At 35.7% G+C, this 25,613-nt stretch carries 26 protein-coding genes; 11 read left to right on the top strand and 15 right to left on the bottom strand.

Annotated features, from left to right (window positions below):
• Nucleotides 1–107 precede the first annotated feature (107 nt).
• Genes NHE85_RS13670 through NHE85_RS13660 form a run of 3 tightly spaced genes read left to right on the top strand, consistent with a single transcriptional unit; the run spans nucleotide 108 to nucleotide 3,428 of the window.
• Nucleotides 108–551, top strand: coding sequence for a response regulator (locus NHE85_RS13670; protein WP_252812701.1), 444 nt, complete (start codon nucleotides 108–110; stop codon nucleotides 549–551).
• Complete coding sequence (locus NHE85_RS13665; RefSeq protein ID WP_252812700.1) at nucleotides 551–1,153, top strand: biliverdin-producing heme oxygenase; 603 nt, start codon at nucleotides 551–553, stop codon at nucleotides 1,151–1,153. Before NHE85_RS13670 ends, NHE85_RS13665 begins: the two co-directional genes overlap by 1 nt.
• Before the next feature lie 4 nt (nucleotides 1,154–1,157).
• Nucleotides 1,158–3,428, top strand: a complete 2,271-nt coding sequence (locus NHE85_RS13660; protein ID WP_252812699.1) for an ATP-binding protein — start codon at nucleotides 1,158–1,160, stop codon at nucleotides 3,426–3,428.
• An 82-nt stretch (nucleotides 3,429–3,510) separates the two neighbouring features.
• Here the strand turns inward: NHE85_RS13660 and NHE85_RS13655 are convergent, their stop codons facing one another.
• Nucleotides 3,511–3,669, bottom strand: a complete 159-nt coding sequence (locus tag NHE85_RS13655; RefSeq protein ID WP_252812698.1) for a hypothetical protein — start codon at nucleotides 3,667–3,669, stop codon at nucleotides 3,511–3,513.
• 217 nt (nucleotides 3,670–3,886) lie between these two features.
• On the opposite strand from NHE85_RS13655, the gene fumC reads away from it, so the two are divergent.
• A complete protein-coding gene (gene fumC, locus NHE85_RS13650) occupies nucleotides 3,887–5,284 on the top strand; it encodes a class II fumarate hydratase (RefSeq protein ID WP_252812697.1) in 1,398 nt (465 codons plus the stop codon).
• 82 nt (nucleotides 5,285–5,366) lie between these two features.
• Nucleotides 5,367–5,864, top strand: coding sequence for a GNAT family N-acetyltransferase (locus tag NHE85_RS13645; protein WP_252812696.1), 498 nt, complete (start codon nucleotides 5,367–5,369; stop codon nucleotides 5,862–5,864).
• Here the strand turns inward: NHE85_RS13645 and NHE85_RS13640 are convergent, their stop codons facing one another.
• Nucleotides 5,865–6,557, bottom strand: coding sequence for a DUF1003 domain-containing protein (locus NHE85_RS13640; RefSeq protein ID WP_252812695.1), 693 nt, complete (start codon nucleotides 6,555–6,557; stop codon nucleotides 5,865–5,867).
• A 1-nt stretch (nucleotide 6,558) separates the two neighbouring features.
• Entirely contained in the window at nucleotides 6,559–7,638 is a 1,080-nt protein-coding gene (corA, locus tag NHE85_RS13635) for a magnesium/cobalt transporter CorA (protein WP_252812694.1), read from the bottom strand.
• 75 nt (nucleotides 7,639–7,713) lie between these two features.
• Between corA and hutI the strand changes: the two genes are divergently transcribed.
• Nucleotides 7,714–8,949: an imidazolonepropionase gene (hutI, locus tag NHE85_RS13630; protein ID WP_252812693.1), complete on the top strand. Its 1,236-nt coding sequence runs from the start codon at nucleotides 7,714–7,716 to the stop codon at nucleotides 8,947–8,949.
• Between the two features lie 51 nt (nucleotides 8,950–9,000).
• Here hutI and NHE85_RS13625 read toward each other — a convergent pair whose 3' ends face one another.
• The gene (locus NHE85_RS13625; protein WP_252812692.1) at nucleotides 9,001–9,876 is read right to left on the bottom strand and encodes a hypothetical protein; all 876 of its coding nucleotides are present in this window, start codon (nucleotides 9,874–9,876) and stop codon (nucleotides 9,001–9,003) included.
• A 101-nt stretch (nucleotides 9,877–9,977) separates the two neighbouring features.
• On the opposite strand from NHE85_RS13625, the gene NHE85_RS13620 reads away from it, so the two are divergent.
• Nucleotides 9,978–11,012: a formimidoylglutamase gene (locus NHE85_RS13620; protein ID WP_252812691.1), complete on the top strand. Its 1,035-nt coding sequence runs from the start codon at nucleotides 9,978–9,980 to the stop codon at nucleotides 11,010–11,012.
• 23 nt (nucleotides 11,013–11,035) lie between these two features.
• Here NHE85_RS13620 and NHE85_RS13615 read toward each other — a convergent pair whose 3' ends face one another.
• Complete coding sequence (locus NHE85_RS13615) at nucleotides 11,036–11,917, bottom strand: cation diffusion facilitator family transporter (RefSeq protein ID WP_252812690.1); 882 nt, start codon at nucleotides 11,915–11,917, stop codon at nucleotides 11,036–11,038.
• A gap of 132 nt (nucleotides 11,918–12,049) precedes the next feature.
• Here NHE85_RS13615 and NHE85_RS13610 point away from each other — a divergent pair, with 132 nt between their 5' ends.
• The 3 genes from NHE85_RS13610 to NHE85_RS13600 are packed head-to-tail and all read left to right on the top strand — an operon-like array spanning nucleotide 12,050 to nucleotide 14,775.
• Nucleotides 12,050–13,312 carry a DEAD/DEAH box helicase gene (locus tag NHE85_RS13610; RefSeq protein WP_252812689.1) on the top strand — a complete coding sequence of 421 codons (1,263 nt, stop codon included), beginning with the start codon at nucleotides 12,050–12,052 and terminating at the stop codon, nucleotides 13,310–13,312.
• A 60-nt stretch (nucleotides 13,313–13,372) separates the two neighbouring features.
• Nucleotides 13,373–13,912 (top strand): hypothetical protein, encoded by a 540-nt coding sequence (locus tag NHE85_RS13605; protein WP_252812688.1) that lies wholly within the window; start codon nucleotides 13,373–13,375, stop codon nucleotides 13,910–13,912.
• 32 nt (nucleotides 13,913–13,944) lie between these two features.
• Nucleotides 13,945–14,775: an endonuclease/exonuclease/phosphatase family protein gene (locus NHE85_RS13600; protein WP_252812687.1), complete on the top strand. Its 831-nt coding sequence runs from the start codon at nucleotides 13,945–13,947 to the stop codon at nucleotides 14,773–14,775.
• 59 nt (nucleotides 14,776–14,834) lie between these two features.
• On the opposite strand, the gene NHE85_RS13595 is transcribed toward NHE85_RS13600, so the two are convergent.
• From NHE85_RS13595 to NHE85_RS13550, 10 genes are all read right to left on the bottom strand, one after another.
• Complete coding sequence (locus NHE85_RS13595; RefSeq protein WP_252812686.1) at nucleotides 14,835–15,269, bottom strand: protease complex subunit PrcB family protein; 435 nt, start codon at nucleotides 15,267–15,269, stop codon at nucleotides 14,835–14,837.
• Nucleotides 15,266–16,402: an N-acetyl-alpha-D-glucosaminyl L-malate synthase BshA gene (gene bshA, locus NHE85_RS13590; protein ID WP_252812685.1), complete on the bottom strand. Its 1,137-nt coding sequence runs from the start codon at nucleotides 16,400–16,402 to the stop codon at nucleotides 15,266–15,268. Before bshA ends, NHE85_RS13595 begins: the two co-directional genes overlap by 4 nt.
• A gap of 95 nt (nucleotides 16,403–16,497) precedes the next feature.
• Nucleotides 16,498–16,953: a DUF1801 domain-containing protein gene (locus NHE85_RS13585; protein ID WP_252812684.1), complete on the bottom strand. Its 456-nt coding sequence runs from the start codon at nucleotides 16,951–16,953 to the stop codon at nucleotides 16,498–16,500.
• A gap of 12 nt (nucleotides 16,954–16,965) precedes the next feature.
• The gene (locus NHE85_RS13580) at nucleotides 16,966–19,875 is read right to left on the bottom strand and encodes a glycoside hydrolase family 3 N-terminal domain-containing protein (protein WP_252812683.1); all 2,910 of its coding nucleotides are present in this window, start codon (nucleotides 19,873–19,875) and stop codon (nucleotides 16,966–16,968) included.
• 84 nt (nucleotides 19,876–19,959) lie between these two features.
• A complete protein-coding gene (locus NHE85_RS13575) occupies nucleotides 19,960–20,442 on the bottom strand; it encodes an ABC transporter ATPase (RefSeq protein ID WP_252812682.1) in 483 nt (160 codons plus the stop codon).
• Nucleotides 20,443–20,453: 11 nt separating this feature from the next.
• Nucleotides 20,454–21,248 (bottom strand): (Fe-S)-binding protein, encoded by a 795-nt coding sequence (locus tag NHE85_RS13570; RefSeq protein WP_252812681.1) that lies wholly within the window; start codon nucleotides 21,246–21,248, stop codon nucleotides 20,454–20,456.
• Nucleotides 21,249–21,257: 9 nt separating this feature from the next.
• Nucleotides 21,258–21,704 carry a phosphoheptose isomerase gene (locus NHE85_RS13565; RefSeq protein ID WP_252812680.1) on the bottom strand — a complete coding sequence of 149 codons (447 nt, stop codon included), beginning with the start codon at nucleotides 21,702–21,704 and terminating at the stop codon, nucleotides 21,258–21,260.
• Complete coding sequence (locus tag NHE85_RS13560) at nucleotides 21,704–23,035, bottom strand: 4Fe-4S dicluster domain-containing protein (RefSeq protein WP_252812679.1); 1,332 nt, start codon at nucleotides 23,033–23,035, stop codon at nucleotides 21,704–21,706. The genes NHE85_RS13565 and NHE85_RS13560 overlap by 1 nt, the downstream gene beginning before the upstream one ends.
• A gap of 33 nt (nucleotides 23,036–23,068) precedes the next feature.
• On the bottom strand, nucleotides 23,069–24,025 hold the full coding sequence (locus tag NHE85_RS13555; RefSeq protein ID WP_252812678.1) for an MlaD family protein: 957 nt from the start codon (nucleotides 24,023–24,025) through the stop codon (nucleotides 23,069–23,071).
• Between the two features lie 77 nt (nucleotides 24,026–24,102).
• Nucleotides 24,103–25,221, bottom strand: coding sequence for an N-acetylmuramoyl-L-alanine amidase (locus tag NHE85_RS13550; RefSeq protein ID WP_252812677.1), 1,119 nt, complete (start codon nucleotides 25,219–25,221; stop codon nucleotides 24,103–24,105).
• 134 nt (nucleotides 25,222–25,355) lie between these two features.
• On the opposite strand from NHE85_RS13550, the gene NHE85_RS13545 reads away from it, so the two are divergent.
• Nucleotides 25,356–25,613: hypothetical protein (locus tag NHE85_RS13545; RefSeq protein ID WP_374676564.1), on the top strand; the 258-nt coding region annotated here is incomplete at its 3' end.

Below are 25,613 nucleotides of genomic sequence, written 5' to 3'. Positions count from 1 at the left end.
ATATAAAGCATTATTTTGGCATCTTAAAAAATTGCAAAAATCGCTATTCACGCCTGTAAAATAATTATATTTGTTATAGTACCCCTATCTTAATTATAAAAGCGAATATGAAAAGCGCATTTACCATATTTTATACTGATGACGATCCGGATGATCAGGGGTTCTTTCTGGAGATTATACAAACAATAAATAAAGATTATAAAGTAGTAATACAAAATAACGGACAGGAGCTTTTGGATGCTCTGGATAATGCGCCACAGCACCCGCATATTGTTTTTCTGGATATTAATATGCCCGGAATGAATGGTCTGGAAATATTAAAAATCATACGGGACAGTGAAAATCATAAAACACTCCCTATTATTATGTTCTCTACATCGCGTGACGAAAAAACAATAGCAAGAAGCAGAGAATTAGGAGCTAACTTTTATTTACCAAAACTGGAACTGTTTGATCATCTTAAAAAATCCATTGAACACGCCATAACAATTAACTGGCAAAATTTTAAACCTGCCGATAATAATTTTGTATACACTTTGAGCAATAAATAATGAACAATACTGCACCCACTGTTACTTTCCTCGAAAATTTAAGAAGCGCTACAGCCCAATCACATATATCGTTAGAAAAACTGCCTGTCTCAGAATCTATTATTAATTCTGAGGTAACCAAAGAACAATATACCCTATATCTCAGCCTGATGCAGGATGTGGTAAAAGATGCAGAAGAAAACATCTTCCCTTTGCTGAAAAATGTAGTTACAGATTTACAGGAAAGAAGTAAAAACCACCTTTTGATCAATGATTTAACCGTTTTAGGCTATCATAAGAAAGAAGAAATAAAACCTCTAAGTTCTGCGCTAAACAATCATTCTGTTGCTTTTGCTTTGGGCATTATGTATGTAATTGAAGGCTCTTCGTTAGGTGGCAGGGTAATTCTTAAAAACATAACTGACGCTTTAGGCTACACACCAGAAAACGGAGCATCTTATTTTGGAGGATATGGAAATAAAACGGGAAGCCACTGGAAAAACTTTTTAGCGGCATTAACACTTTTTGAAGCAGAAAACAATTGTGCGGAAGATATAATAGCAGGGGCTGATTTTGCTTTTAATGCAATAAATTTACATTTTACAAAAAACACTTCTAAATAATTTTATGAAGATAAAAGACATTGTTAATCGCGGTATTGTTAACCTTACAAATTGTGAGCAGGAACCTATTCATATACCGGGAAGTATTCAGCCTCATGGGTTTTTACTAGGTTTAAAAGGAGATTCTTTTATAATAGACTTTTGCAGTGCAAACTCTATAGATTATATCGGTGTAGATCATCTGTCTCTTTTAGGCAAAAGCCTGGAAGCCATTTTTGATAAAAATACAGTTGCTTTATTAAAGGACTATATAACAACTGATCAGATGCTTTCCTCTTCCCTTTTAAGGCTTACACTAAAGGGAAAAGATTTTTTATGTACTGTACATAACAGTAATGGGGTTTATATACTTGAAGCCGAACCTGTAGGTGATAATGATAATAATGCCAGTGATGTATATAACCAGACTTCTCAGTTTCTGTTATATATGCATGATACCCATACCCTTAAGGAATTATGTGCATTAGTTGCGAAAGGCACAAGAGAAATTACAGGATATGACAGGGTAATGATATATCGCTTTGACAAAGATTATAACGGAGAAGTATTTGCCGAAAGCGCTCGTGAAGATCTGGAACCCTTTTTAGGGCTGCATTATCCGCACACAGATATTCCTCCCCAGGCAAGGGAATTATATATGCAAAACCTGTTAAGGCTTATTGCAGATATAAACTATACTCCTGTACCAATTTTTACATTAGACGATGCAGAGAATAAAAACCTGGATTTGAGCCTGTCAATCCTGCGAAGCACCTCGCCTATTCATGTTCAGTATTTGCAAAATATGGGAGTTGGCGCTACACTTACAATTTCTCTGATTTATAAAAAGAAACTTTGGGGACTTATAGCCTGCCATCATTATTCTCCTAAAAACCTTACCCCGGAAGTGAGACTTGCAGCACAGCTGCAGGGGCATTTTATAACTTCTCAAATAGATGTACGACAGGCTACTGAAGAATATGAAGTAGCCCGTAAAACAAATACTGAACTTGAAAAATTAAATACTTTCAGCCTTACAGCTAAAGGAAATGGAAAACTTAGCAATCTGGTTGAAGCTGATGGTATTCTGGGGTTATGTAATGCATCCGGCGTAGCAATAGTTTTTAACGGCAGTGTATATAAAAACGGCATTACACCTAATGAAAATGAAATTCAGGAATTAGCCAACTGGCTTGCTGCCTATACAAATAATGGTAATTTTTATACCGATAAACTTATCGATTATCTGCCTGACTATACTGCAATGTGCCAAAACACATCAGGGCTAATATATCATAGCTTAGATATTGACAGTAACAACTGCATTATATGGTTTAGGCCGGAAACAAAAACAGAAGTAAACTGGGGAGGAGATCCTAATAAAGCTATTATAAAAGATAAGAACGGATTATCACCCCGAAACTCTTTTAAATTATGGAGGGAAATAGTAAGCTGTACCAGTAAACCATGGCTACAGCCTGAAATTGCCACAGCATCTGCATATGCTAACAGCTTACAGCGCCAGATAAACCTGCTAATTATTAGCCAGGAAGAAAAAAAATACCGAAAACTAAGCGAATTGCTTAAAGAAACAAATTCTGAACTGGAAAATATAAACTGGATAAGTACTCACGATCTACAAGAGCCTTTACGAAAAATCCAGGTCATTTCTTCAAGAATATTAAGCAAGGAAAAAGAAATATCTGAAAACGTACAGGATGCTATACAGCGAATGAACATTTCAGCCAACAGAATGCAGACATTATTATTAGATATCTTAAAATATACCCGACTTAAGCATACTGATGACGCATTTACTGATATAAATTTAAATGAAATAATTGATGAGCTTCGCGATGAAATGTCGGAAACCATAAATGAAAAATCTACAATCATACAGGCAGAAGAATTACCAAAAGTAAAAGGTGTTTCTTTCTTGCTAAAACAGTTATTTGCCAACTTAATAGCTAATTCAATAAAATATGCGGCTAAAGACAGAAGCCCTGTAATAACTATTACTTCAAGCCCTGTACCTATGACATATAACGGCATAGACCGCGACTATTACAATGTAATACATGTAAAAGATAACGGTATAGGCTTTGAACCTCAATTTTCGGAGCAGATATTCAACATTTTTACAAAACTGCATTCAAATACCGAATATAAAGGATCCGGCGTTGGGCTTGCATTATGCAAAAAAATCATGCAGAACCATAAAGGCTATATTACTGCGGTAAGTGAATTAGGAAAAGGTACAGTTATAAGCCTTTATTTTCCGATTAGCGAAAACTAAACAAAATAACTAAATTGTAATACATAAAAAATCCCTGATAAATATTTATCAGGGATTTTTTATGTAGAAATAATATGAATTCTTATTTATCTTTCCTGTTATTTCTTTTTTCTTTATAAAGATCAATAGCACCTCCCGTAACCCAGTACATTACAAAAGGAACAAGGAACATCATTAGCCAAAATCCAATAGAAATTATGGTAAGGAAAGCTAGAAAACCTAAGTATTGTGTAAATTCCATTTTTCAGATTGTTTAATTCTGCCCCAAATATAAGCTGAATATTTATTTTAACCAACAATTGGGTACCAAAATCAGTTTAAATTATTTAGCAAATCATTTTTTAAACCTGTGCATAATGCGTATTTTTGGCAGGCTTTTAAAATTGCCAGGCAGATGGTCAGGCACTTAGACAGCCATTATCTATAACAAACAAATACAACAATAAAACATTCTGAAAATGGAATACAGGATTGAAAAAGACACCATGGGTGAAGTAAAAGTACCGGCAGACAAATACTGGGGTGCACAAACTGAACGTTCAAGAAATAATTTTAAGATAGGCCCTTCGGGCTCTATGCCAAAAGAAATAGTTGAAGGCTTTGCTTACCTAAAAAAAGCAGCAGCTTACGCAAACCATGACTTAGGAGTACTTTCTGTTGAAAAACGTGATGCAATTGCTCAGGTATGTGACGAAATACTGGCAGGTAAACTTGACGATCAGTTCCCATTAGTTATCTGGCAAACCGGTTCAGGAACACAGAGTAATATGAACGTAAATGAAGTTGTAGCCAACAGGGCTCAGGTACTTGCCGGCGGAAAAATTGGCGAAGGCGAACCTGTATTAAAAGCTAACGACGACGTTAACAAATCGCAGTCTTCAAACGATACTTACCCAACAGGTATGCACATTGCTGCCTACAAAGCTGTAGTAGAAGTTACTATACCCGGAGTTGAAAAACTTCGTGATACACTTAAAGCAAAATCACAGGAATATATGAATGTGGTAAAAATAGGCCGTACTCACCTTATGGATGCTACTCCCCTAACTTTAGGTCAGGAACTTTCAGGTTATGTTGCACAGCTTAACCACGGATTAAGAGCTGTTAAGAACACGCTTTCACATCTTTCAGAAGTAGCACTTGGCGGTACTGCTGTAGGTACGGGGCTTAACACACCTAATGGGTATGATGTAAAAGTAGCTGAATACATAGCTAAATTTACGGGTCACCCTTTTGTAACAGCAGAAAATAAATTTGAAGCACTTGCTGCTCACGATGCCATTGTTGAAACGCATGGTGCTCTTAAACAACTTGCAGTATCTCTTAATAAAATAGCTAATGATATCCGTATGCTGGCTTCGGGTCCGCGTTCCGGTATTGGTGAAATATTAATTCCTGAAAACGAACCGGGATCTTCTATTATGCCGGGTAAAGTTAACCCAACGCAATGTGAAGCGCTTACTATGGTGTGTGCTCAGGTTATGGGTAACGACGTAGCTATTACTATAGGGGGTACTCAGGGCCATTATGAACTTAATGTGTTTAAACCGTTAATGGCAGCAAATTTTCTTCAGTCTGCAAGGCTTATAGGTGATGCATGTATTTCGTTTGATGAGCATTGTGCTCAGGGAATTGAACCAAATTATACCCGTATTAAAGAGCTTGTAGATAATTCATTAATGCTTGTTACTGCTCTTAATACTAAAATAGGCTACTATAAAGCTGCAGAAATTGCACAGACGGCACATAAAAACGGCACAACGCTCAAAGAAGAGGCTGTCCGCCTTGGATATGTTACCCCTGAAGATTTTGACGCATGGGTCAAACCTGAAGATATGGTGGGTTCTTTAAAATAGTAACACTCATTTCAAATTAACAAAGCCTGTATAACTTATACAGGTTTTTGTGTTATAAAACAGAATAATCTATATTTGTTATATGGAAATAACCCTGCGATCGGCTACTGAAAATGATCTGGCCGGAATACTTACCATAGTAAATTATAATATTCTGCACAGCACCGCAGTATATGATTATAATCCTAAATCAACAGAATACATACAGCAGTGGTTTACCGAAAAAAAACAGGATAACTGGCCGGTTATAGTTGCCGATATTAAAGGCAATATTGCTGGTTACGGAACCTATGGTACTTTTCGCACTAAAGATGGTTACAAATACACTGTAGAACACTCTGTTTATGTTAGTGAAGAGTATCATGGTAAAGGCATTGGCAAAATTCTTTTGGCAGATCTAATTGCTATTGCCACCAAAAATGGTGTACACTGTATGATAGCAGGTATAGATGCCGAAAATAAAGGCAGCATAGAATTTCATAAGAAATTTGGTTTTCGAGAAACAGGCCTATTAAAAGAGGTAGGGTTTAAGTTTAACCGCTGGCTTGATGTTGTATTTATGCAGCTTATACTTGAATAACTATTTTTTGTCCATTCTGGCTAATATATCATTCATCATATCCATTTGTACTTTTTGTATTTCAATAAGCGATTGTTCCTGATGTAGTATAAGATGATCAAGCTTTTCATGAAGCATGCGTATTTCCAGTTCTGATTTAAGATTTATCATATAATCATTCTCAGCCTTTTCACGGTCTTTTTCTCCCTGCCTGTTCTGGCTCATCATGATAACAGGAGCCTGTAAAGCTGCAATGCAGGAAAGCAGTAAATTTAAAAGTATAAACGGATAAGGATCAAAACCTTTATTAAAAAAAACAAAAACATTAATTGCTATCCAGCCTAAAAGAAAGCATACAAAAATTATAATAAATGTCCAGCTTCCACCAAAAGATGCCACCTTATCTGCAATACGCTGCCCAAAAGTGTTATTATCGTCATCATCATCCGGATTATCAGACAGTAATGTTTTGTTTTTAAGGGCGTTTACCACTTTTGTTTCCATTTCAGAAAGATCCCCAAGTTCTTTTTCAAGAAAATCAGTTATATACTTTTCACGGTATTGGTTAAGCTCTCCCATAGATAAATTGCAGGTATCATCAAAAGCAGGCTTTTCTTTTTTTATAATATCTAAAATAGGCTGTCTTATAAACTTAGCCGAAACTTTTTCTTTAACAGGAAATTCTTTTCCCGATACATCACTTGTAAATTTCATATTAAAACCAGTCTTTCTTTTTAAAATAAATCGTCATGCAGATAGCTATAAAAACCATAACGCCCAATGCCCAATAATATCCGTCTTTTTCATGCAGTTCCGGCATATTATCAAAATTCATCCCATAAACTCCTACTATAAAAGTAAGCGGCATAAAGATAACTGAAAATATAGTAAGGGTTTTCATGATCTGATTCATCCTCTGGCTTTGTGCTGAAAAATGAAAATTAGATGCACTATCCAGTGAAGTTAGCCCATAATCTACCTGATCCAGCATTTCAAGGCATTTTTGATGTAATCGTGCAAAGTAAGAATGGGTAGATTTGCTTATGGTTTCATATTCATCTTCTTCTTTTTCGCTTTTTAGGTTATATAAAGCTTCCCTTAAGGGAGTTATAGATCTTTTTATAAAATTAAGATTATCACGGCTTTCCTGAATACCTGCAATAAAATCGTTTTTATAATTTATCCTCCCATCATGCAGTGCCTCAACTTTATCTTCAAAACGCTCGATTGTCACAAAGAAGTTCTCCATAATAGCATCAAGCATAAGATATAACAGGTAATCGTTTTTCTTCTTGCGAACTATACCTCCACCTGTACGGATGCGTTCTCTGATATGCGTAAAATAATCACTCTTTTTTTCCTGAAAAGATACTATTACATTATCCTTTAGTAAAAAGCTGATTTGCTCTGTTTTTATTATACCGTCCTCTTCTTCGGGAAGAATTGACTTAACACTAAAAAACAATATATCGTCCATCTCTTCTATCCTGGTACGCCGTGAAGTATTTAATATATCGCCAACAATAAAAGGTTCTATTTTAAAAAGATCTGTAATTTTTTGAATAAGCCCGGTATCGTTCAGCCCGTGTATGTTAAGCCATTTTATATTACCAGCCTGAAGTGTATCTTTACATTCTGTTATTACCTTGTCCAGTACTACATTTTTGAATTCTTTGTAGCCATGCTCATCATAAACAAACAATTGCATTGCTACAGGTTCATCAGTGTATTCGCCTGTATACTCAAAAGAGTTAGGTTGTACTTTTCGCACTTTATTATATTTAATTCTTTTCACTAAGATTTTTATTTCTTTACTATAAATATAGGAGTTTTTTAAAATCCATTCTATTTTTACAAAAAAGTTTAATTCATGAAAACTCTTATCATAAATATTAAGGAGCTGCTTCAGGTTCGAAATACAAATATCACAAAAGTGTCCGGAAAAGATATGGCTCACCTCCCAATACTTAACAATGCCTGGCTTCTTATCATAGACGATCTTATAGCAGATTTTGGCACTATGGACACCTGCCCAGCTCAGGACGATTGTGAAGTAATTGATGCTTCAGGCAGAACTGTACTCCCAACGTGGTGTGATAGCCATACCCACCTGGTTTATGCCGGTAACCGTGTACAGGAATTTGTAGACCGTATTAATGGTTTAAGTTATGAAGAAATTTTTAACAGAGGCGGCGGTATATTAAATTCCGCTAAAAAGCTTAATGAGACCAGCGAAGATGATATTTATGAGCAATCGAAACAACGCCTTGAAGAAGTAATGAAGCAAGGTACAGGAGCCGTAGAAATTAAATCGGGGTATGGATTAACTGTTGAGGGTGAACTTAAAATGCTTAGGGTAATACAACGCCTTAAAAAAGAATATCCTGTTGCTATTAAAGCTACTTTTTTAGGGGCACACGCATTTCCTGCTGAATATAAAGAAAATCACTCCGGTTATATAGATTTAATAGTAAATGAAATGCTTCCAAAAATAGCAGAAGAAAAACTAGCAGATTACATTGATGCTTTTCTTGAAACAGGCTATTTTTCTATAGATGAAACAAAACGCATTATGGAAGCAGGTAAAAAATATGGTTTGCAGGCTAAGATTCATGTAAACCAGTTTACTGCAATTAGTGGTATTGAAGCCTGTGTGAAATACGATGCTCTAAGTGTAGATCATCTTGAAGTAGTTACTGATGAAGATATTAAAGCTTTGCAAAACAGCAATACTATGCCGGTAGCATTACCTACCTGTTCTTTTTTCATAAGCATTCCTTATACCCCGGCCCGTAAAATGATAGAAGCCGGGCTGCCCCTAGCCCTGGCTACAGATTTTAATCCGGGTACTACGCCATCGGGCAACATGAATCTTGTTGTAGCAACTGCATGTATTAAAATGAAAATGACTCCTGAAGAAGCTATTAATGCCGCCACCATAAACGGTGCTTATGCAATGGGAATCAGTGATACACATGGAAGTATTACGAAAGGAAAAAAGGCGAATATTATAATTACTCAGCCTGTAACCTCTTATTATCAGCTACCCTACGCTTTTGGAAGCAATTTAATAGAAACAGTATTTATTGAAGGAAAAGCTATATAATAAAGAAGGAGCCAATTGGCTCCTTTTCTTTTATAAATAAAAAGTTATTTATTATCTAAGATTAAATGTAGTATTACCTACAAGCTGGCCTTTATCGAAAACATTTACGTGGTAAAGCCCTTTAGCAAAGTCTTTGCCCGAAATTGTTTCATTAACTTCAATCGTTTTGTTCTCATAAATAGCATTCGTAATAAAGCTGTAAGTTAACGTGTAGTCTCCAAACACTTCAGTAGCTTTATCTCCAATTACATTATTTTTAGGATCGATAACCTGTACATAGTACGTTTTATTACCGGCCTGAGCCACTTCGTTGGCAGCAATTGTAAAGGTAACCCTAACAACATCTACCCTTCTTGCCTTATCCGTCTGAACAAGTTTTCCTGAACTTCTTTCTTTATAAGGCTGAATATGCAGATTAAGAATTTGAAGCTTAGCTGCTTTCTCAACTGTTTTAGAAAGCGTTTCATTTTGATTTACAAGAGTATCATTAAACCTTCTTGATTCGTCCAGTGCAGTCATAGTACTGTCACGCTGAGAAGTTAAATTCATATTCTCTTCCTTAAGCATTTTATTTTCAGCAATTAATGCATCATGCTCACGCTTAAGCTTAAAATAATCATTTTTGTAACGTGCAAGAGAAGCTGCATCGCCTTTAGATTTTTTTACTTCGGCAATTAATTCTTCAATTTTAGCACGTTCAGCTTCAAGATCTCCTTTTAAAGATGAGTTCTCTGAAATAGCTGCATCATAACTTGCTTTTGTTTCTTCAAGGTCATGAATAAGCTTTTCTTTTTCAGACATTAATGTTTTTTCTGTAGTCTCACTGTCAGTACTCATTTTGTACATGTAAGCCAAACTACCTACCAGTAATATAGACAATATTACTATAATAGCTTTTAGGCTAGAGTTACTTTTTTGATTTTCCATTGTTAAAATATTTTTCCCAAATTTATATATATTTTAATTTCCCAATGGTATTTTAACGTAAAATTAGCGGAAAATAGTATTTTTACGCCAACAAAAACATCATGGAAAACATCATAAGGTTTACACTAAACGACCTCACAAAATATACAGCACACCGTAGCGGGGAGATAAAATTTGGCGAACGGATACTCACGATTCCCAAAGAAGCTGACATAGTAGATTTTCTTAAAACCACTGAAGCTGAATATGTTCTGCTGGGTGTACCGGAAGATATAGGAGTGCGTGCTAATTTCGGAAGGCCTGGTACCGCATCTGCGTGGGAGTCGGCTATTAAGAGCATTGTAAACCTGCAGCATAATAAATTTACAAAAGGGAATAATTTAATTATTCTTGGCCAGATAGATGTAACCGAAGCCATGAATACTGCTGTTACCCTTGATGCATCTACAAAAGAAGGACGAAAAAGCCTTTCTGAACTGGTAGAAAAAATAGATAAAGACGTAGCCCATACCGTATGCCAGATAGTTGCTGCAGGTAAAAAACCTATAATAATAGGTGGCGGCCATAATAATGCATATGGTAATATAAAAGGTACTGCACTTGCAAAAGGCAAACCGGTAAACGCAATTAATTTTGATGCTCATACTGACTTCAGGCTATTAGAAGGGCGCCATAGCGGGAATGGCTTTTCTTACGCTTTTGAAGAAGGCTTTCTTAAAAGGTATTTTATTTTTGGCCTTCATGAAAATTATACTTCTAAAGGTGTAATGGAAACTATTAAAAAACACAGTGATGCTGTTAAGTTTAACACCTACGAACAAATAGCTGTAAGAAAGGAAAAAAACTTTGCTGAAGAAAAAGTATATGCTCTTTCTTTTATAAGTGATGATCCGTTCGGAATTGAAATAGATCTTGATGCCTTGCCCAATATTGCCAGCAGTGCTATAACACCAAGTGGTTTCAGCGTTGAAAAAGTAAGGCAGTTTATTAATTATTTCGGCCATCATAAAAATGCAGCTTATTTACATATTTGTGAAGGCGCTCCCGATCTTGATAATGAAAAAAATAACCATATTACAGGAAAGCTTATAGCCTATCTGGTAACAGATTTTATGAAAGCTAAGAATGGGCTGTAATATATAGTGTTAACAGATGTATATTAATGATGATGACCATCGGGTTCAATATGAATCATAACTTCCGCAAATTGAGGTAATACATGCTGGATATGATCTTTAACGGCATGTGCAATAGTATGCCCTTCTGTTACAGATAAGCCTCCATCTACCCAGATATGAAGATCGGCATGGTTTAAAATACCCATTTTACGTGTATGGCATTTTTCAACATTTTTAACTCCCTTAACTTCGGCTGCTAATTCACGGACTCTTTCATTTAATGCCGGGTCAAGGTCTTCATCCAGCAATTCACCAATAGCAGGCCTCACTATGTGATATACATTAATAAGAATAATTACGCCAGCGAATAAAGCGGCATAATCATCAGCAACTTCATACCCTTTACCTCCTATTAAAGCAATGCTTATACCTACAAATGCAGCAGCAGAAGTAATAGCATCACTCCTGTGATGAAAAGCATCGGCCTTAATAGCATCACTGTTTGTTTCGTGTCCGGTTTTTTTAACGTAACGATATAATACTTCCTTAGTTAATATTACCACTAATAATATAATAAGGGTATAAGGTTTTGGTGTTTTATGAGGAGTTATGATGTTGTGAATACTTTCTTTTCCTATAACAAAGGCCGCAATTGCTAAAGCTGCGCCAATTCCGATAGCTATAAGGGCTTCTGCCTTGCCATGTCCGTACGGATGATCTTCATCAGCCGGTTTAGATGCCCATTTTAAACCTAACCAAAGCATACTGGATGTAAAAATATCTGCCGTAGATTCTATAGCATCTGCTATAAGAGCATAAGAATTACCAAAAATTCCACCAAGTGCTTTCAGCACTGCAAGCAAAGCACTTACGATTATACCAATGAATGTTGATTTAAGGCCTTTATTTTCAGTTTTTGTCATAAATTGGGAACTTATACCGTATGAATTTTGGGTTGTAAAAATACAGCTTTTAAAAGGCAGGATTGTAAAAATATACGCTAATTTTTTTTAAACTATCTTTGTAGCGGCTACTAAGAGCCAAACACTATTTAAATGACATTTGAAGATCTTAATTTAATACGAAATATACAACAGGCTTTAACGGAAGAAGGATACAAGAATCCAACTCCAATACAGGAGCAGGCAATACCCATAATACTTGAAGGAACAGATCTGGTAGGCTGTGCCCAGACCGGAACAGGAAAAACAGCAGCTTTTGCAATACCTATACTTAACTCTTTACACCATATTGTAGGTTCGTCTAAAAAAGTAAAGCATATACGTACGCTTGTAGTAACACCTACCCGTGAGCTTGCATTACAAATAGGTGAAAGTTTTGATACCTATGGTAAGTATACAAACATACGCCAGCTAACTATATTTGGCGGAGTAAACCAGGTGCCACAAACCGATCAGCTAAAAAAAGGTGTTGACATTCTTATAGCAACTCCCGGGAGGCTGCTTGATCTGCATAAACAGGGTTTTATAAATCTTGACCATCTTCATACTTTAGTATTAGATGAGGCAGACCAGATGCTTGACATGGGTTTTATAAACGACGTAAAAAAAATAATAAAACTGACTCCTGATAACAGGCAGACATTGTTATTTTCGGCAACTATGCCCCTTGCTATCCGCGAACTTGCAGATACTTTTCTAAATAATGCAAAATATGTTTCGGTAACTCCTGTATCTTCTACTGCAGAAAGGGTTAAACAACAGATATATTTCGTAGATAAGGGCGATAAACGTAAATTACTTTATCATCTCATCCGTAATGAAAATTTAAGCAATGTACTGGTGTTTTCACGTACCAAACACGGAGCAGACAACGTAGTAAAAGCTTTAAAAAAGAACGGTGTAGAAGCCGGTGCAATACATGGCGACAAATCTCAAAGTGCAAGACAGCGGATACTGGATGCTTTTAAAAATAAAGAAATACCTGTTTTAGTAGCTACAGATATTGCTGCAAGAGGCATAGATATTGAAAGTCTTCCGTATGTTATTAATTTTGACCTTCCTAATATACCTGAAACTTATGTACACCGTATAGGCCGTACTGGCAGAGCCGGAAACGAAGGATTAGCCATATCTTTTTGCGGTAAGGATGAGCTACCTTATCTTAAGGATATTGAAAAACTTATACGCATAAAACTTAAAGTAATAGAAGGACACCCCTTTCCATTTGCTGAAGAACCAGCAGGAACAAAACCTGCTGAGCAGAAAAAACCCGATCTTCGCAATAAGAATAAAAACAAACAGAATAATTCAAGGAAGTCTGAAGCTTCTAAAAAAAATAAAAAACGCTGGTACTAACCGGCGTTTTTTGCAATATAACATTCAGATTAATTATATTCGCTGCAGAAATTTATAGCTATGAAATATCTTGTATTTATTTTACTATTATTATGCAATAACAGCTTTGCCCAAAAGAAAACGTCTAACACAAAAAAGCCTGTTTCTGCTGTACAGAAATCTGCTACAACATGGGATGAACTGGACAAGACATTTGTAGCCTTTATAAAAGCACTGGAAAACGAAGATAATACAGCTTATACTGCTATAAGTCTTAAAGAGGTTGATTGCGCAGAATGCCCGGGGGCCGGAGAATTAGGAGATTTTACTCATTTTGTTCCCGCGCAGGTATTTTATATTACTGTAGCTTCCGATTTTAAGGTTTCTCCCGTATATAAAGCATTAATAAAAAGAGGTTATGCTTTTAATAGTATGGTATTAAAAGATTTCAGGCCGGCATTTTTACCGCAAAACTCCCCTAAAGACTTAAAAGTATATGAGGTATGGGTGCAAACTTACAAACCTGATGAATTATCAAAAGGCCACAAAGGAACCAGTCATGCTTTTCAATTCATAAAGTTAAATGGTGAATTCAAATTCTTTGGGCTTACATCACAATAACTCATAATTACTCGTTTATTAAGTACTAAACTATGAAAAAACTATTTGTTTATATAGTAATTGGACTGACTTCAATTTACAGCAATGCTCAGATAATTAAAGTAATGAGTTACAATATCCGGCTTGATGTTCCAAGTGACGGTGAAAACAGATGGGATAATCGTAAAGAAATGCTTGCAGATCAGGTTTTAAAATTATCTCCGGATTTTATGGGCGTGCAGGAAGCATTACCACAACAGGTAGATTATCTTACTATAACATTAAAAGATTATAAATATATAGGTGTAGGCCGTGACAACGGAATACGGGAGGGCGAATTCTCTGCAATATTTTATAACAGTGCTAAATACAGGGTTTTACAACAATCAACTTTTTGGTTATCTGAAACTCCTGATAAAGTTTCTTTTGGCTGGGATGCTGCCTGCAGAAGAGTTTGTACTTACGGATTATTTGAAGACCTGAAAACAAAAGAAAAAATATGGATTTTCAACACCCATTTTGATCATTTGGGTAATATTGCACGTATTAATAGTGCAAAACTCATTCTTAAAAAAATAAAAGAACTCAATAAAGAAAATCTTCCGTTTGCTCTTACCGGAGACTTTAATCTGGAAGACGACAGCGAAAGTATAAAACTTATCAGTTCTGAACTCAATGATAGTAAAACTGCAGCAAAAGATGTTACAGGCCCTGTAGCAACTTTTAATGATTTTAATGTTACCGAACCAGCTACAAAAAGAATAGATTACATATTTGTGCCTAAAAGCGGCATAGTAGTAAAAAAGTATATAGTTTTAAAAGAGCTAAAACATAATCGTTATCCTTCAGACCATTTTCCGGTATATACTGAACTTAAGATTTAAAAAAAAACTAAACAATAAAGCCACTAATTTAGTGGCTTTATTGTTTAGTTTTAAAGTGTTTATTCAACAATTACATTTTCTGTTTTAGGAATTATAACAACACAATAAGGAGCTGTCATTACCGCAAGAGCCATACCTCCTTCCGGATTAGTTTCAATTGTATGTACGGTTGCAGTTCCATTATCTACAGTAACGCTTTTTACATGTATACCATGTCCACCGCTGCTCATTTGTCCCATAAATAACGCAACAACATTCCATTTATTAAAATTAACATCCGGCATGTCGTTCCAGTTCATTTCTGTATATAAAGCTTTTAGCTCTTCTTCAGACTTAATTATAACATTAGATCTTTCCTCCCGTCCTCCAAAAGCATCTTTTTTAAGCTGATCAAAAGTAACTTCTTTTCCTTGTGAAGCACTATTATTAACAGCCTGACTGCCACAACCAACAATGGTAATAAGCAATATAATAGCTACAATTATTTTTTTCATTTTTTATGCATTTTTAAAGCTTTTTGATAAACCCTTTCATACATAGGCATTACAGCCTGTATATCAAATTCCTGGGCTACTTTAAGAGCGTTAGACTTAAATTCAAATAATACCTTATCATCCGATAATATAGATATAGCTTTTTCAGCCATATACTTTACATCTCCTACATTTCCAAGATACCCTGAATAACCTTCTTTATTAACTTCCGGCAAACCACCAGTATTACTTGATATTACCGGAACACCACTTGCCATCGCTTCAAGTGCGGCAAGACCGAAACTTTCTGTTTCAGAAGGTAAAAGGAATAAATCAGAAAAACACAATATTTTACTTATCTCGTTACTATTCCCAAAAAAGATAACTTTATCACTTATTCCTAACTCTACACACAACTTTTCGGCAGGTTCTTTTTCAGGCCCGTCACCTACCATCATTAATTTAGCCGGCATAACTTTCTGGATTTCATTAAATATCCTTATTACGTCAGGTATGCGTTTAACTTTTCTAAAGTTACTAATATGGGTAACTATTTTTTGGGTTTCTGTTGCCATTAACGAACGGTGGCATTCAGAATTTTCATCAATCCTGTTTTTATCTATTTCAATAAAATTTGGTATAACTTCAATTTCCCTTTTAATATCAAACAGCCTGTATGTGGCATCTTTCAGGTCCTGAGATACTGATGTTACAATATCGGAATGGTTGATACTGAAACTTACAGCAGGCTTATAAAACGGATGGTTACCAACAAGGGTAATATCTGTACCATGCAGTGTTGTAACCATAGGTATTTTAATTCCCTGTTCTTTAAGCATCTTCTTAGCCATATATCCTGCATAAGCGTGAGGAATAGCATAATGTACATGCAGTAACTCAATTTTATGAAGCTTAACCATATCAACTAATTTACTTGATAATGCAAGCTCATACGGCTGGTAGTGAAATAATGGATATTCAGGAACGTGAACTTCGTGATAATGGATATTAGGATTTAAAAGTGCCAGACGTACGGGTTGGCTATAGGTGATAAAATGTATTTCATGGCCTCTTCGTGCCAGTTCCAATCCAAGTTCGGTAGCTACAACACCACTACCCCCAAAGGTTGGATAACATACTATTGCAATTTTCATAAAGTGACTGAATAAAGTAACGAAAATACACAAAAAAAACAGGCCAAACCTGTTTTGCTTTGAAATTAACGTAATAGTTATCTGCCAAAAAGCTGCTACCTTTTAAGATTAGTTTCATAGCACTGTATCCATTGTTCAGGAGTAATTTTAGAAACCAGCTCACCTATAAGCTCATACGGAATTGCATCAGGCTTTTTGAAGCGTATGCAGCTTTTACCCATATCCAGTTTATATTTACTGCGTTTAGAAAATTCTTCAACAAACCAATCATATAATTTTTTATCTCCATATATGCCCATATGATATACTGCAATAAAATTCTTTTGAGAAGCTATATTAAGAAAAGGCAATGGCAGTTTAGGATCACAATGATAACCCGGCGCATATAGAGAATGAGGAATAACCCAACCAAGCATACCATAGCTTATTCGCTCTTCAAACCCTTCAGGAAGATTTTTAACTATAACTTCCCTCAGTCTGTTCATGGCTTCCTTTCTGTCCTCAGGAAGGTTTTCCATATATTCATTTGGTGTAGTTGCTGACGACTGCATAAATTTACCTTTTTACTGATTATCTATTATAGCATCCTGAATAGCTTGCTGAATATCCTCTCTGATATTTTCTTTAGAAAGCCTGTTTTCTGTCGCTTCCGGATATGTACGGTTAGAAAGGAATACATATACAATTTCTGTTTCAGGATCAACCCATGTCATAGTACCAGTAAAACCGGTATGCCCAAAACTGGATTTTGAAACGCAGTTACAAGTAGGCCCCAGCTTCTCAATTTGAGGCTTATCAAATCCTAAACCGCGCCTGTTCCCTTCTTTGCAAGCATAACAAGTATTAAAAGTATCAAAAGTTTTGGCAGAGAAATACTGTTTTCCTCCGTAATTACCCTTCTGAAGATACATCTGCATGATCTTGGCAACATCCATAGCATTAGAAAACAATCCTGCATGGCCGGCAACTCCATCTTCCATAGCAGCAGCCATATCGTGCACATATCCCTGAATTACCTGATAACGGAAATAATTATCTATTTCTGTAGGTGGTATCATACTCATATCCCACTTACGTAATGGATTGTAAGATGTAAAAGCAGCACCCAATGGTTTATAAAAAGCTTCATCACTTAATTTATCCAAAGGCTTTCCGCTTACTTTTTCAAGGTATTCTTTGAGAAGGATAAATGTGAAATCGCTATACTTATACTGTTTCTTTTTAAGTAATTTACTTTCTGCTATACGTTTTACAATTGTGTCTTCATAACCTTTTATAAGAAACAGGTTTTCGGCAACCTGATTTGGAAATTCAGCACTGTAGGTCTTTTTATAAAGTAAAGAATCCGGCATTTTATTGCTGTCAAGTGTTTCCTGATAAAAAGGTATCCACGCCTGAAACCTTGCCTGATGTAGCAACATATCTTTCAAGGTTATATTTTTCTTATCGGTATTAGCAAACACAGGCAGCATATCCCCCAGCTTCTCATCTAAGGATAATTTTCCTTTATCATAAAGCTGCATAATATTAGGCAGTGTAGAAAGTACTTTTGTTAAGGAAGCTACATCATAAATATCAGAATTTTTCACTTTCATATCATTATCGTAAGTATGATACCCAAAAGATTTCTGATATATAACTTTGCCTTTCCGCGCTACCAATACCTGGAGACCGGGTGTCATTTTTTCATTAATAGCACGTTGGGCTATCATATCGATCTTAGACAGCTTTGCTGAACTCATGGCAACATTTTCAGGAGTGGTGAAACCTAGCCTGTTAGTTGTTTTAGTATTCAGTCCATCATTAAGTTTAAATGCACTGCCTATTGTTACAGGCGATTTACCTTTAGAACCGATAGCCCCGAAAACAATTTCTGCAGCAACAGTTTCTGCTATAGCATTATTCTGATAAGCTAATATTACTGTTTTAATATTATTAAAACTTTTAATAGGAATCATCGAATAAGGCTTTGCAAAATGGGTGTATATTACTTTTTTATTTTTAGCAATAGTGTCAAGCCATATGAGTTCTTTTGGTGAAGGATCATGTTTTTTCCATGCACCATCAGCTTTATGATAACCAATAATAACTGTTGAATAATCTTTTAGTTTTTCAGTAAGCAAATGAAGGCTGTCAGCCTCTACCTCTGTAACATCTGCATACTTCTGAAGAGTATTTAAATAATCGGAGCCATCATCGTCGCCAAGCTTTACATATGCTATTTTCTCGTTTTCAAGTCGCATAACCGGCACTGTTTCCTGTTCATTTTTAAGAACAGTAACCGCATTTTCATATAACTGATAATTTAAATCATCATATTCGTGCCCATTAAGGTCATTATAAAGATTTTGAAGGTCAATAGGTTTATAATGATTAAGTCCGCCTTTATATTTATAAGCTAGTATTTTCTTTACAGAATATTGTAATCGGGCCTCAGATAAAACACTGTCTATATAAGCCTGTCTAAATTTTTCTATGGCAACAGGAACATTCTCTGTAAAAAGCAGTACATCGTTACCGGCTAAAAATGCTTCCAGATCTATATCTCCGGGCTGCATATAACTGCTTGCCCCCTTCATATTTAAAGCATCAGTAAAAATAAGTCCTTTAAATCCAAGCTCACCCTGCACAATATTGGTAATAACATTATACGACAGCGATGTAGGATAGTTAGGCATTGGTTCTATACTGGGCACATTAAGGTGCGCAACCATTATACTTGACAGGCCTTCCGTAAATAATTTTTTATAGGGATAAAATTCAACATCATTAAGCCTTTCTTTGCTAAAAGGGAGAAAAGGCAATGAATGATGGGAATCGGCTGCGGTATCTCCATGACCGGGAAAATGTTTACCTGTAGCAAATACTCCCTGGCTTTGAATACCTTTCATAAGAGCTAATGCCCTCTCAGTTACTTTAAACTTGTCCTCACCAAAAGAACGGTTGCCAATAATAGGGTTAAGAGGATTAGTATTTATATCAAGTACAGGTGCAAAATTAAAATGGATACCCATTCTCTTTGCCTGAATAGCCATTTGCTGGCCCATTTTTTCAATAAGTTTCATATCCTGTACAGCACCCAGTGTCATATTCCAGGGATAACGATAAGTAGAATCCAGTCGCATGCTTAATCCCCATTCCGCATCTATACCGATAAATAAAGGCACTTTAGACTGTGCCTGATAACGGTTTGTAAGTTTTGCCTGCCTGTCAGGCCCGCCCTGAAAAAAAATAAGCCCTCCGATCTTGTAATCGGTTATTAGTTTATCAATGCCTTTAATATGGGTGGAGTCTTTATTAGAATATGCCGCTACCATAAATAGCTGCCCTACCCTTTCTTCAAATGAAAGCCTGTTATAAATACTGTCAACCCATTTTCTTTCGGTTTCCGAATCAAAATCATTAAAAACCCTCGCTTTCTGGGCCGAAACCAACTGAATGGATAACAGGAAAATTATTATAAAAGACCTCATTAAAAATTATATTTTTTTAAATAACAAATCATCATTACCAGTTGCTAATGATGATTCCTATATTTTTGTTACTGTAGGTATTGTTTAAAAGAAACGGCTATGCCAGCTTTCTCCAGCAGGTACTTCCCAATAATCCTGCCATTCCCCTACTGTATTAACTAAATTATTAAATACTATTGTATTTGCCGAAACTGCCTTTTCTTTTGCCATCTTTTTAAAATATATAAGAGGCTTATATGCAATATGTTCTCCTAATTTAAAAGTAACATTCATTTTATCAAGCAAATCAACATTATACTTTTGCTCAAGTGCCTGTATAAACTGAACAGAGGCATCTATAGAACAACCTGTAGCTGCCTGTATGCTTTGATTTATAGCTAAAATTATAAATCTGTTATATTTAATTTGGTAAGAAGCTTCAAGGCCTGCACCATGTGCAGCCCAGTTTTCAAGAAAATTTTTAAGTGATCCTTCTATTTCGGCAACTTCCTCGTCAGAAAATTTCCTGTTAGACTGATAAATCCAAATTCTGGATTCTTCAGGTAGTGTTTCAAACGGAACGTACATAATTGTTATTGTTATAAATCCTTCGCATTGGCAATTAATTCTGCCACATCCATTACTTTAATGTCGTGTTCCCTGTTTTTAGCCTTCACACCATCGGTAAGCATCGTATTGCAGAAAGGACATCCTGCAGCAATAATTTCCGGTTGTGTTTCAAGAGCATCTTCAGTTCTTTCAACATTTACATCTTTGTTTCCTTTTTCGGGTTCTTTAAACATTTGGGCGCCACCGGCACCACAGCATAAGCCATTACGTTTAGAACGTTTCATTTCTACCAATTCGGCATCCAGCTTTTCCATAAGATCACGCGGAGCTTCATAGATATTATTGGCACGTCCTAAATAACATGGATCATGAAATGTTATTTTTTTACCTTTAAACTGACCTCCTTCAATAGTAAGCCTGCCATCATCAAGCAACGATTTTAAAAATTGTGTATGATGAACAACCTCGTAGTTGCCCCCTAACTCAGGATATTCATTCTTTATGGTATTAAAACAATGCGGACATGCAGTAACAATTTTCTTTACGTCATAAGCGTTTAACACTTCTATATTTGTCATTGCCTGCATCTGAAACAAAAATTCATTACCCGCCCTTTTTGCCGGATCTCCGGTACAGCTTTCTTCTGTTCCTAAAACTGCAAAAGATACATTTGCCCTGTTAAGTATCTTAACAAAGGCTTTTGTAATTTTTTTTGCCCGGTCATCAAAACTACCAGAACAGCCAACCCAAAATAAAACTTCAGGCTGCTTGCCGGAGGCCATCATATCGGCCATTGTCGGAACTGTAAAATTTTCCTCAGTCATAATCATTAATTATTCGTGCTTACCGTCGTCAAAGACCTGAATTGTAACTTCTTTATCAATAAGGTCTGTAAATTTACCTCTATATCGTGTTGCTTTCACAAGGTGATTATCTATCCAGTGATAATTACCACCTCTCGGTTTGCCCATAAGCATACCATGATATTTAAAGCCATGTTTTTTAAGCCAGTTTTCAGTAATTTCTCTATGCGCTTCCGTACGGGAAGTAAAAAAGAAAATAATATGGCCTTCATCATACCATCGGTTTAGCGTTTCAAGTGCATCAGGATATACAGCCGCAGTTACCATCCTTTCCGGTTCCTCATTTGGTATATCATCACAAATGGTACCATCAATATCTATAAGATAATTTTTAATACCTTCAGGAAGTATCGGGCTTAAATGTTCCCCGTTTTCAGTGATCGGCTGTAAATTTTTGTCTATGTCTTCAGTGCTCATTATGCTTCGTCTTTCCAGTTTAACCTGTCCATCTGGCTGTATTGCCACGGAGCTCCATTATTCTCAATATTTGTCATCATCCCGTTAAGTTCAACAGGTGCAGCGCTCTGCTCCATAACAAGGTACCTTCGCATATCCATTATTATAGAAAGAGGGTCTATATTAACAGGACATGCTTCTACACAACCGTTGCAGGTAGTACAAGCCCATAATTCTTCCGGCGTAATGTAATCGTTAAGCAACGATTTGCCATCATCAACAAATGTTCCTTTATTTTTATCAATATTTCTACCCACTTCTTCAAGTCTGTCACGGGTATCCATCATAATTTTACGAGGAGAAAGCTTTTTACCTGTAATATTTGCAGGGCACGAAGCTGTACATCTTCCGCATTCTGTACAGGTATAGGCATTCATTAACTGTACCCAGTTAAGATCCTGAACATCACTTGCTCCAAATTTTGCCGGCATATCTCCTTCATTTCCTGCAGGTACAGCAGCAAAAGGATCAGCATTCGGATCCATCATAAGCTTAACCTCATTGGTAACAGATTCAAGATTTGCAAATTTACCTTTAGGTTTAAGGTTAGCAAAATAAGTATTTGGAAAGGCTAATAAAATATGAAGATGTTTCGAAAAATATAAATAATTCATAAACACCATTATCCCGATAATATGCAGCCACCATGCAGTCCTTTCTATAATTATAACGGTACTTTCAGGCATTCCGTTAAAAACCGGAGAGACAAATCCTGAAACAGGGAAAGACCCGGCCTGTATATAATGATGTGCCCCTACCGATTGTAAATGCCCGTCGGCAGCATTCATTGTAAGGAACAGTATCATTAATACCGTTTCAAAATATAAAATATAATTAGCATCATCTTTAGGCCAGCCTTTAAGGTCATTATGAATAAACCTTTTCAGTTTTATTATATTTCTTCGTATCCAGAAAATTACTACAGCAACTATTACCCCAAAAGCCAGAACTTCAAAAAAGCCTATCAGGAAATTATAAAAACCTCCCATAAATGAGAAAAGCCTATGAGTACCGACAATACCGTCTATAATAATTTCAAGAAGTTCAACATTAATTATAATAAAACCCACATATACAATAATATGTAATATTCCTGCAACAGGTCTTTTAACCATTTTTGACTGCCCTAAAGCTATCATAGCCATGTTAGCCCATCTTTCGCCGGGATTATCATAGCGGTCAATATCATGGCCTAATTTAATATTGCGTATCAGCTTTTTAACGTTGAACGCAAAATAGCCAAAACCCAACGCAAGCACTACAACAAAAAGGATATTATCTAAATAACTCATATAATAAAGGTGATTAAGCTAATAACTTCAATCCTATTTTTTTTCAATTTTGACCTCTTCTGTATAAGGAGTTGATTTTCTTCCAAATACTGAAAAATGAACATAACGTTTAGGATTATTTTTAAAATCAGCCAAAAGCTCTTTTAATTCATTTGAGGCATCAGTTAAGTTTTTATACATTGCTTCATCTGTCATCAATTTACCCAATGTACCTTTACCCTGCTGAACATCATTCATTAATGCATCAACTTTACCAAGCGTTTTTTCAAGGTTTTTAACCATTTGCCCGATATTAGCCTGTTCAAGTGAATCTGATATTTTTGCCAGATTGCCCGTTGTCCTGCTAAGATTTTGCATTGAAGCGTCAATATTTGCTTTATTGCCCGATACCACACCATTTAATGATTGGGCTGTTTTATCAAACTGCTCCATAGTATGACTCATTTCCGCAATAGCTATGCGAAGGTTCTCCTGTGTTTTAACATCAAAAACATTATGCAGGCTGTGAAGAAGACTGTCAGCTGTAACTACTGTAGCTTCAACTTTTGTCTGCAGGGGAGAAAGTTTTTCTCCTACTACTGAAAGCATACCCGGTTTTAAACCGCTAATTAAATAATCGCCGTCCACTGCTTCAGTATGATCTTTGGTATTTGGAATTATAGCTATCTGCTTTCCGCCAAGTAAACCAGGTTCATATAATGTAGCATGGCTGGTTTTAGAAATTGGAAAATCAGTTTTCACCTGCATTTCTATTTCTAATTCACCTGTTTCATAGTCTTTAAACTTAATACCTGTAACCTTCCCTACAACAAGTCCGTTAAGTGTCACAGGCGCTGAAGGAGAAAGACCTTCCACATCCTGGTAAATCACATAATATGTTTTGTAAGAGTTAAACAGGTCCCTACCCCTTAAAAAGTAATATCCCCATATAAACAATAATATAGATCCTATAACTAATACTGCGGTTTTAACTTCTCTTGATACTTTCAAAATGGAATAATTTTTTAACAAATGTAGGACAATAATTTTACAAAAATGTGAATATTACTCTAAAGGTTTAATGACATTTATTTTTTTAAAGCTTCCTCAATTTTTATTCTTTTTCCGTCTTTAAACGGAACTATAAATGCCGTTGGAAACCCTTTATCCCTGGCTTCAGCTAATAATTGTTTAGCTTCTTCATAATCATCTGTTTGCCCATAATAGTACTTAATAACAGAAGTTGAATCATCTTTAGAAAGATTTTTAAGACCTTTGAAGTTAGAAGGAACAAGCTCAAGTGACTTTCCGCTTGCAGCTATCTGAACTTTAAAAACAACCCCTTTTGAAGACGCAGAAGAAGATGTAGCTGCAACAGTAGTTTTTTCTTCCGTTTTATTTTTAGTATCCTTTGTTACTTCAGGTTCTTTATAGTTTACAGTACTTCCGATAGGAATAAAATATTCTTTTTTATATCCTAAAATTGCTTTAGCAATAGCTTTTGCCAATTCATCCTGACCGGCATCAGAGTTTAGATAGTCTCCTTCAGGTTTATAAGAAAGGAAACCAAGCTCTATAAGAATACTTGGCATTGCAGTTTTATGGAGTACCCAGAAAGGAGCCTGTTTTACGCCTCTTTTCTTCCTCTTTACTTCATCTGTAAAAATTTCCTCCACCCTGCTTGCCAGATCTATACTCTGATCTCTGTATGCTTCCTGCTGAATTGCAATACCTATTATAGATTCGGGTGAATCAGGATCAAATCCATCATATTTCACTTTATCTTTTTCAAGATGTATAACATTATTCTCTGTTTTTGCCACCTCTAAGTTAGAAGCACTTTTAGTAGCACCTATAATAAATGTTTCTGTACCAAAAGCTGTTTTTTTTGTTTCACCGTTGCAGTGTATTGACACAAAAACATTTGCCTTAGCCCTGTTAGCTATATTCGGCCTTTCATCAAGCTCAATAAAAACATCAGTTTTTCTTGTAAAAATAACATCTACTGAATTATCTTTTTCAAGAATCTTCCCGACCTTAAGAGCCACGTTCAGTGCAATATTCTTTTCTATAAAACCATGATAAATAGCACCATAATCCTTGCCCCCGTGACCTGCATCGAGAACTACTTTAAATTTCGAATTATCCTGCCCAAACGAGGCTGCACAAAACGCAATAAATGTAAAAAAAACCAGTTTTAGATTCATGTTCCCTGTCATTGTAATATTGATATTATGCTGCGTGTGTTATAATTACATTTAGTGGTTAATTTTGCCAAAAATATTGTAAGTTTGACACTTTTAAAATAAGCCACATTTTTACAAAAATAGTATTAAAACCGTTGCGTACAAACTTATTTCATATCGTTTTATTATCAATTTTCCTAACAGCGGGAAGCTTGAAACTTTCGGCACAGGAAATAACTTCCAAGACAAGGCCAATATCTGCTGAAAAACAGAAAGATACACTAAACGCAGCTAACAAAAATCCTAACGATACTATACCTATTGCCAAAGAAGTTAAAATTACCTTAAACGACACTAATAAGAAAAAAAAGGATGGCCTTGATGCAACTATCAGGCGTACTGCAGAGGATTAC

Origin of the sequence: Flavobacterium sp. NRK1 (assembly GCF_024054175.1) — a bacterium.
Lineage (GTDB): Bacteria > Bacteroidota > Bacteroidia > Flavobacteriales > Flavobacteriaceae > Flavobacterium.
This window is presented reverse-complemented; position numbering and strand designations above follow the sequence as displayed.

Coding starts and splice junctions, on each gene's coding strand:
- NHE85_RS13670 (WP_252812701.1), top strand. CDS start 108: ATGAAAAGCGCATTTACCATATTTTATACTGATGACGATCCGGATGAT.
- NHE85_RS13665 (WP_252812700.1), top strand. CDS start 551: ATGAACAATACTGCACCCACTGTTACTTTCCTCGAAAATTTAAGAAGC.
- NHE85_RS13660 (WP_252812699.1), top strand. CDS start 1,158: ATGAAGATAAAAGACATTGTTAATCGCGGTATTGTTAACCTTACAAAT.
- NHE85_RS13655 (WP_252812698.1), bottom strand. CDS start 3,669: ATGGAATTTACACAATACTTAGGTTTTCTAGCTTTCCTTACCATAATT.
- fumC (WP_252812697.1), top strand. CDS start 3,887: ATGGAATACAGGATTGAAAAAGACACCATGGGTGAAGTAAAAGTACCG.
- NHE85_RS13645 (WP_252812696.1), top strand. CDS start 5,367: ATGGAAATAACCCTGCGATCGGCTACTGAAAATGATCTGGCCGGAATA.
- NHE85_RS13640 (WP_252812695.1), bottom strand. CDS start 6,557: ATGAAATTTACAAGTGATGTATCGGGAAAAGAATTTCCTGTTAAAGAA.
- hutI (WP_252812693.1), top strand. CDS start 7,714: ATGAAAACTCTTATCATAAATATTAAGGAGCTGCTTCAGGTTCGAAAT.
- NHE85_RS13625 (WP_252812692.1), bottom strand. CDS start 9,876: ATGGAAAATCAAAAAAGTAACTCTAGCCTAAAAGCTATTATAGTAATA.
- NHE85_RS13620 (WP_252812691.1), top strand. CDS start 9,978: ATGGAAAACATCATAAGGTTTACACTAAACGACCTCACAAAATATACA.
- NHE85_RS13615 (WP_252812690.1), bottom strand. CDS start 11,917: ATGACAAAAACTGAAAATAAAGGCCTTAAATCAACATTCATTGGTATA.
- NHE85_RS13610 (WP_252812689.1), top strand. CDS start 12,050: ATGACATTTGAAGATCTTAATTTAATACGAAATATACAACAGGCTTTA.
- NHE85_RS13605 (WP_252812688.1), top strand. CDS start 13,373: ATGAAATATCTTGTATTTATTTTACTATTATTATGCAATAACAGCTTT.
- NHE85_RS13600 (WP_252812687.1), top strand. CDS start 13,945: ATGAAAAAACTATTTGTTTATATAGTAATTGGACTGACTTCAATTTAC.
- NHE85_RS13595 (WP_252812686.1), bottom strand. CDS start 15,269: ATGAAAAAAATAATTGTAGCTATTATATTGCTTATTACCATTGTTGGT.
- bshA (WP_252812685.1), bottom strand. CDS start 16,402: ATGAAAATTGCAATAGTATGTTATCCAACCTTTGGGGGTAGTGGTGTT.
- NHE85_RS13585 (WP_252812684.1), bottom strand. CDS start 16,953: ATGCAGTCGTCAGCAACTACACCAAATGAATATATGGAAAACCTTCCT.
- NHE85_RS13580 (WP_252812683.1), bottom strand. CDS start 19,875: ATGAGGTCTTTTATAATAATTTTCCTGTTATCCATTCAGTTGGTTTCG.
- NHE85_RS13575 (WP_252812682.1), bottom strand. CDS start 20,442: ATGTACGTTCCGTTTGAAACACTACCTGAAGAATCCAGAATTTGGATT.
- NHE85_RS13570 (WP_252812681.1), bottom strand. CDS start 21,248: ATGACTGAGGAAAATTTTACAGTTCCGACAATGGCCGATATGATGGCC.
- NHE85_RS13565 (WP_252812680.1), bottom strand. CDS start 21,704: ATGAGCACTGAAGACATAGACAAAAATTTACAGCCGATCACTGAAAAC.
- NHE85_RS13560 (WP_252812679.1), bottom strand. CDS start 23,035: ATGAGTTATTTAGATAATATCCTTTTTGTTGTAGTGCTTGCGTTGGGT.
- NHE85_RS13550 (WP_252812677.1), bottom strand. CDS start 25,221: ATGAATCTAAAACTGGTTTTTTTTACATTTATTGCGTTTTGTGCAGCC.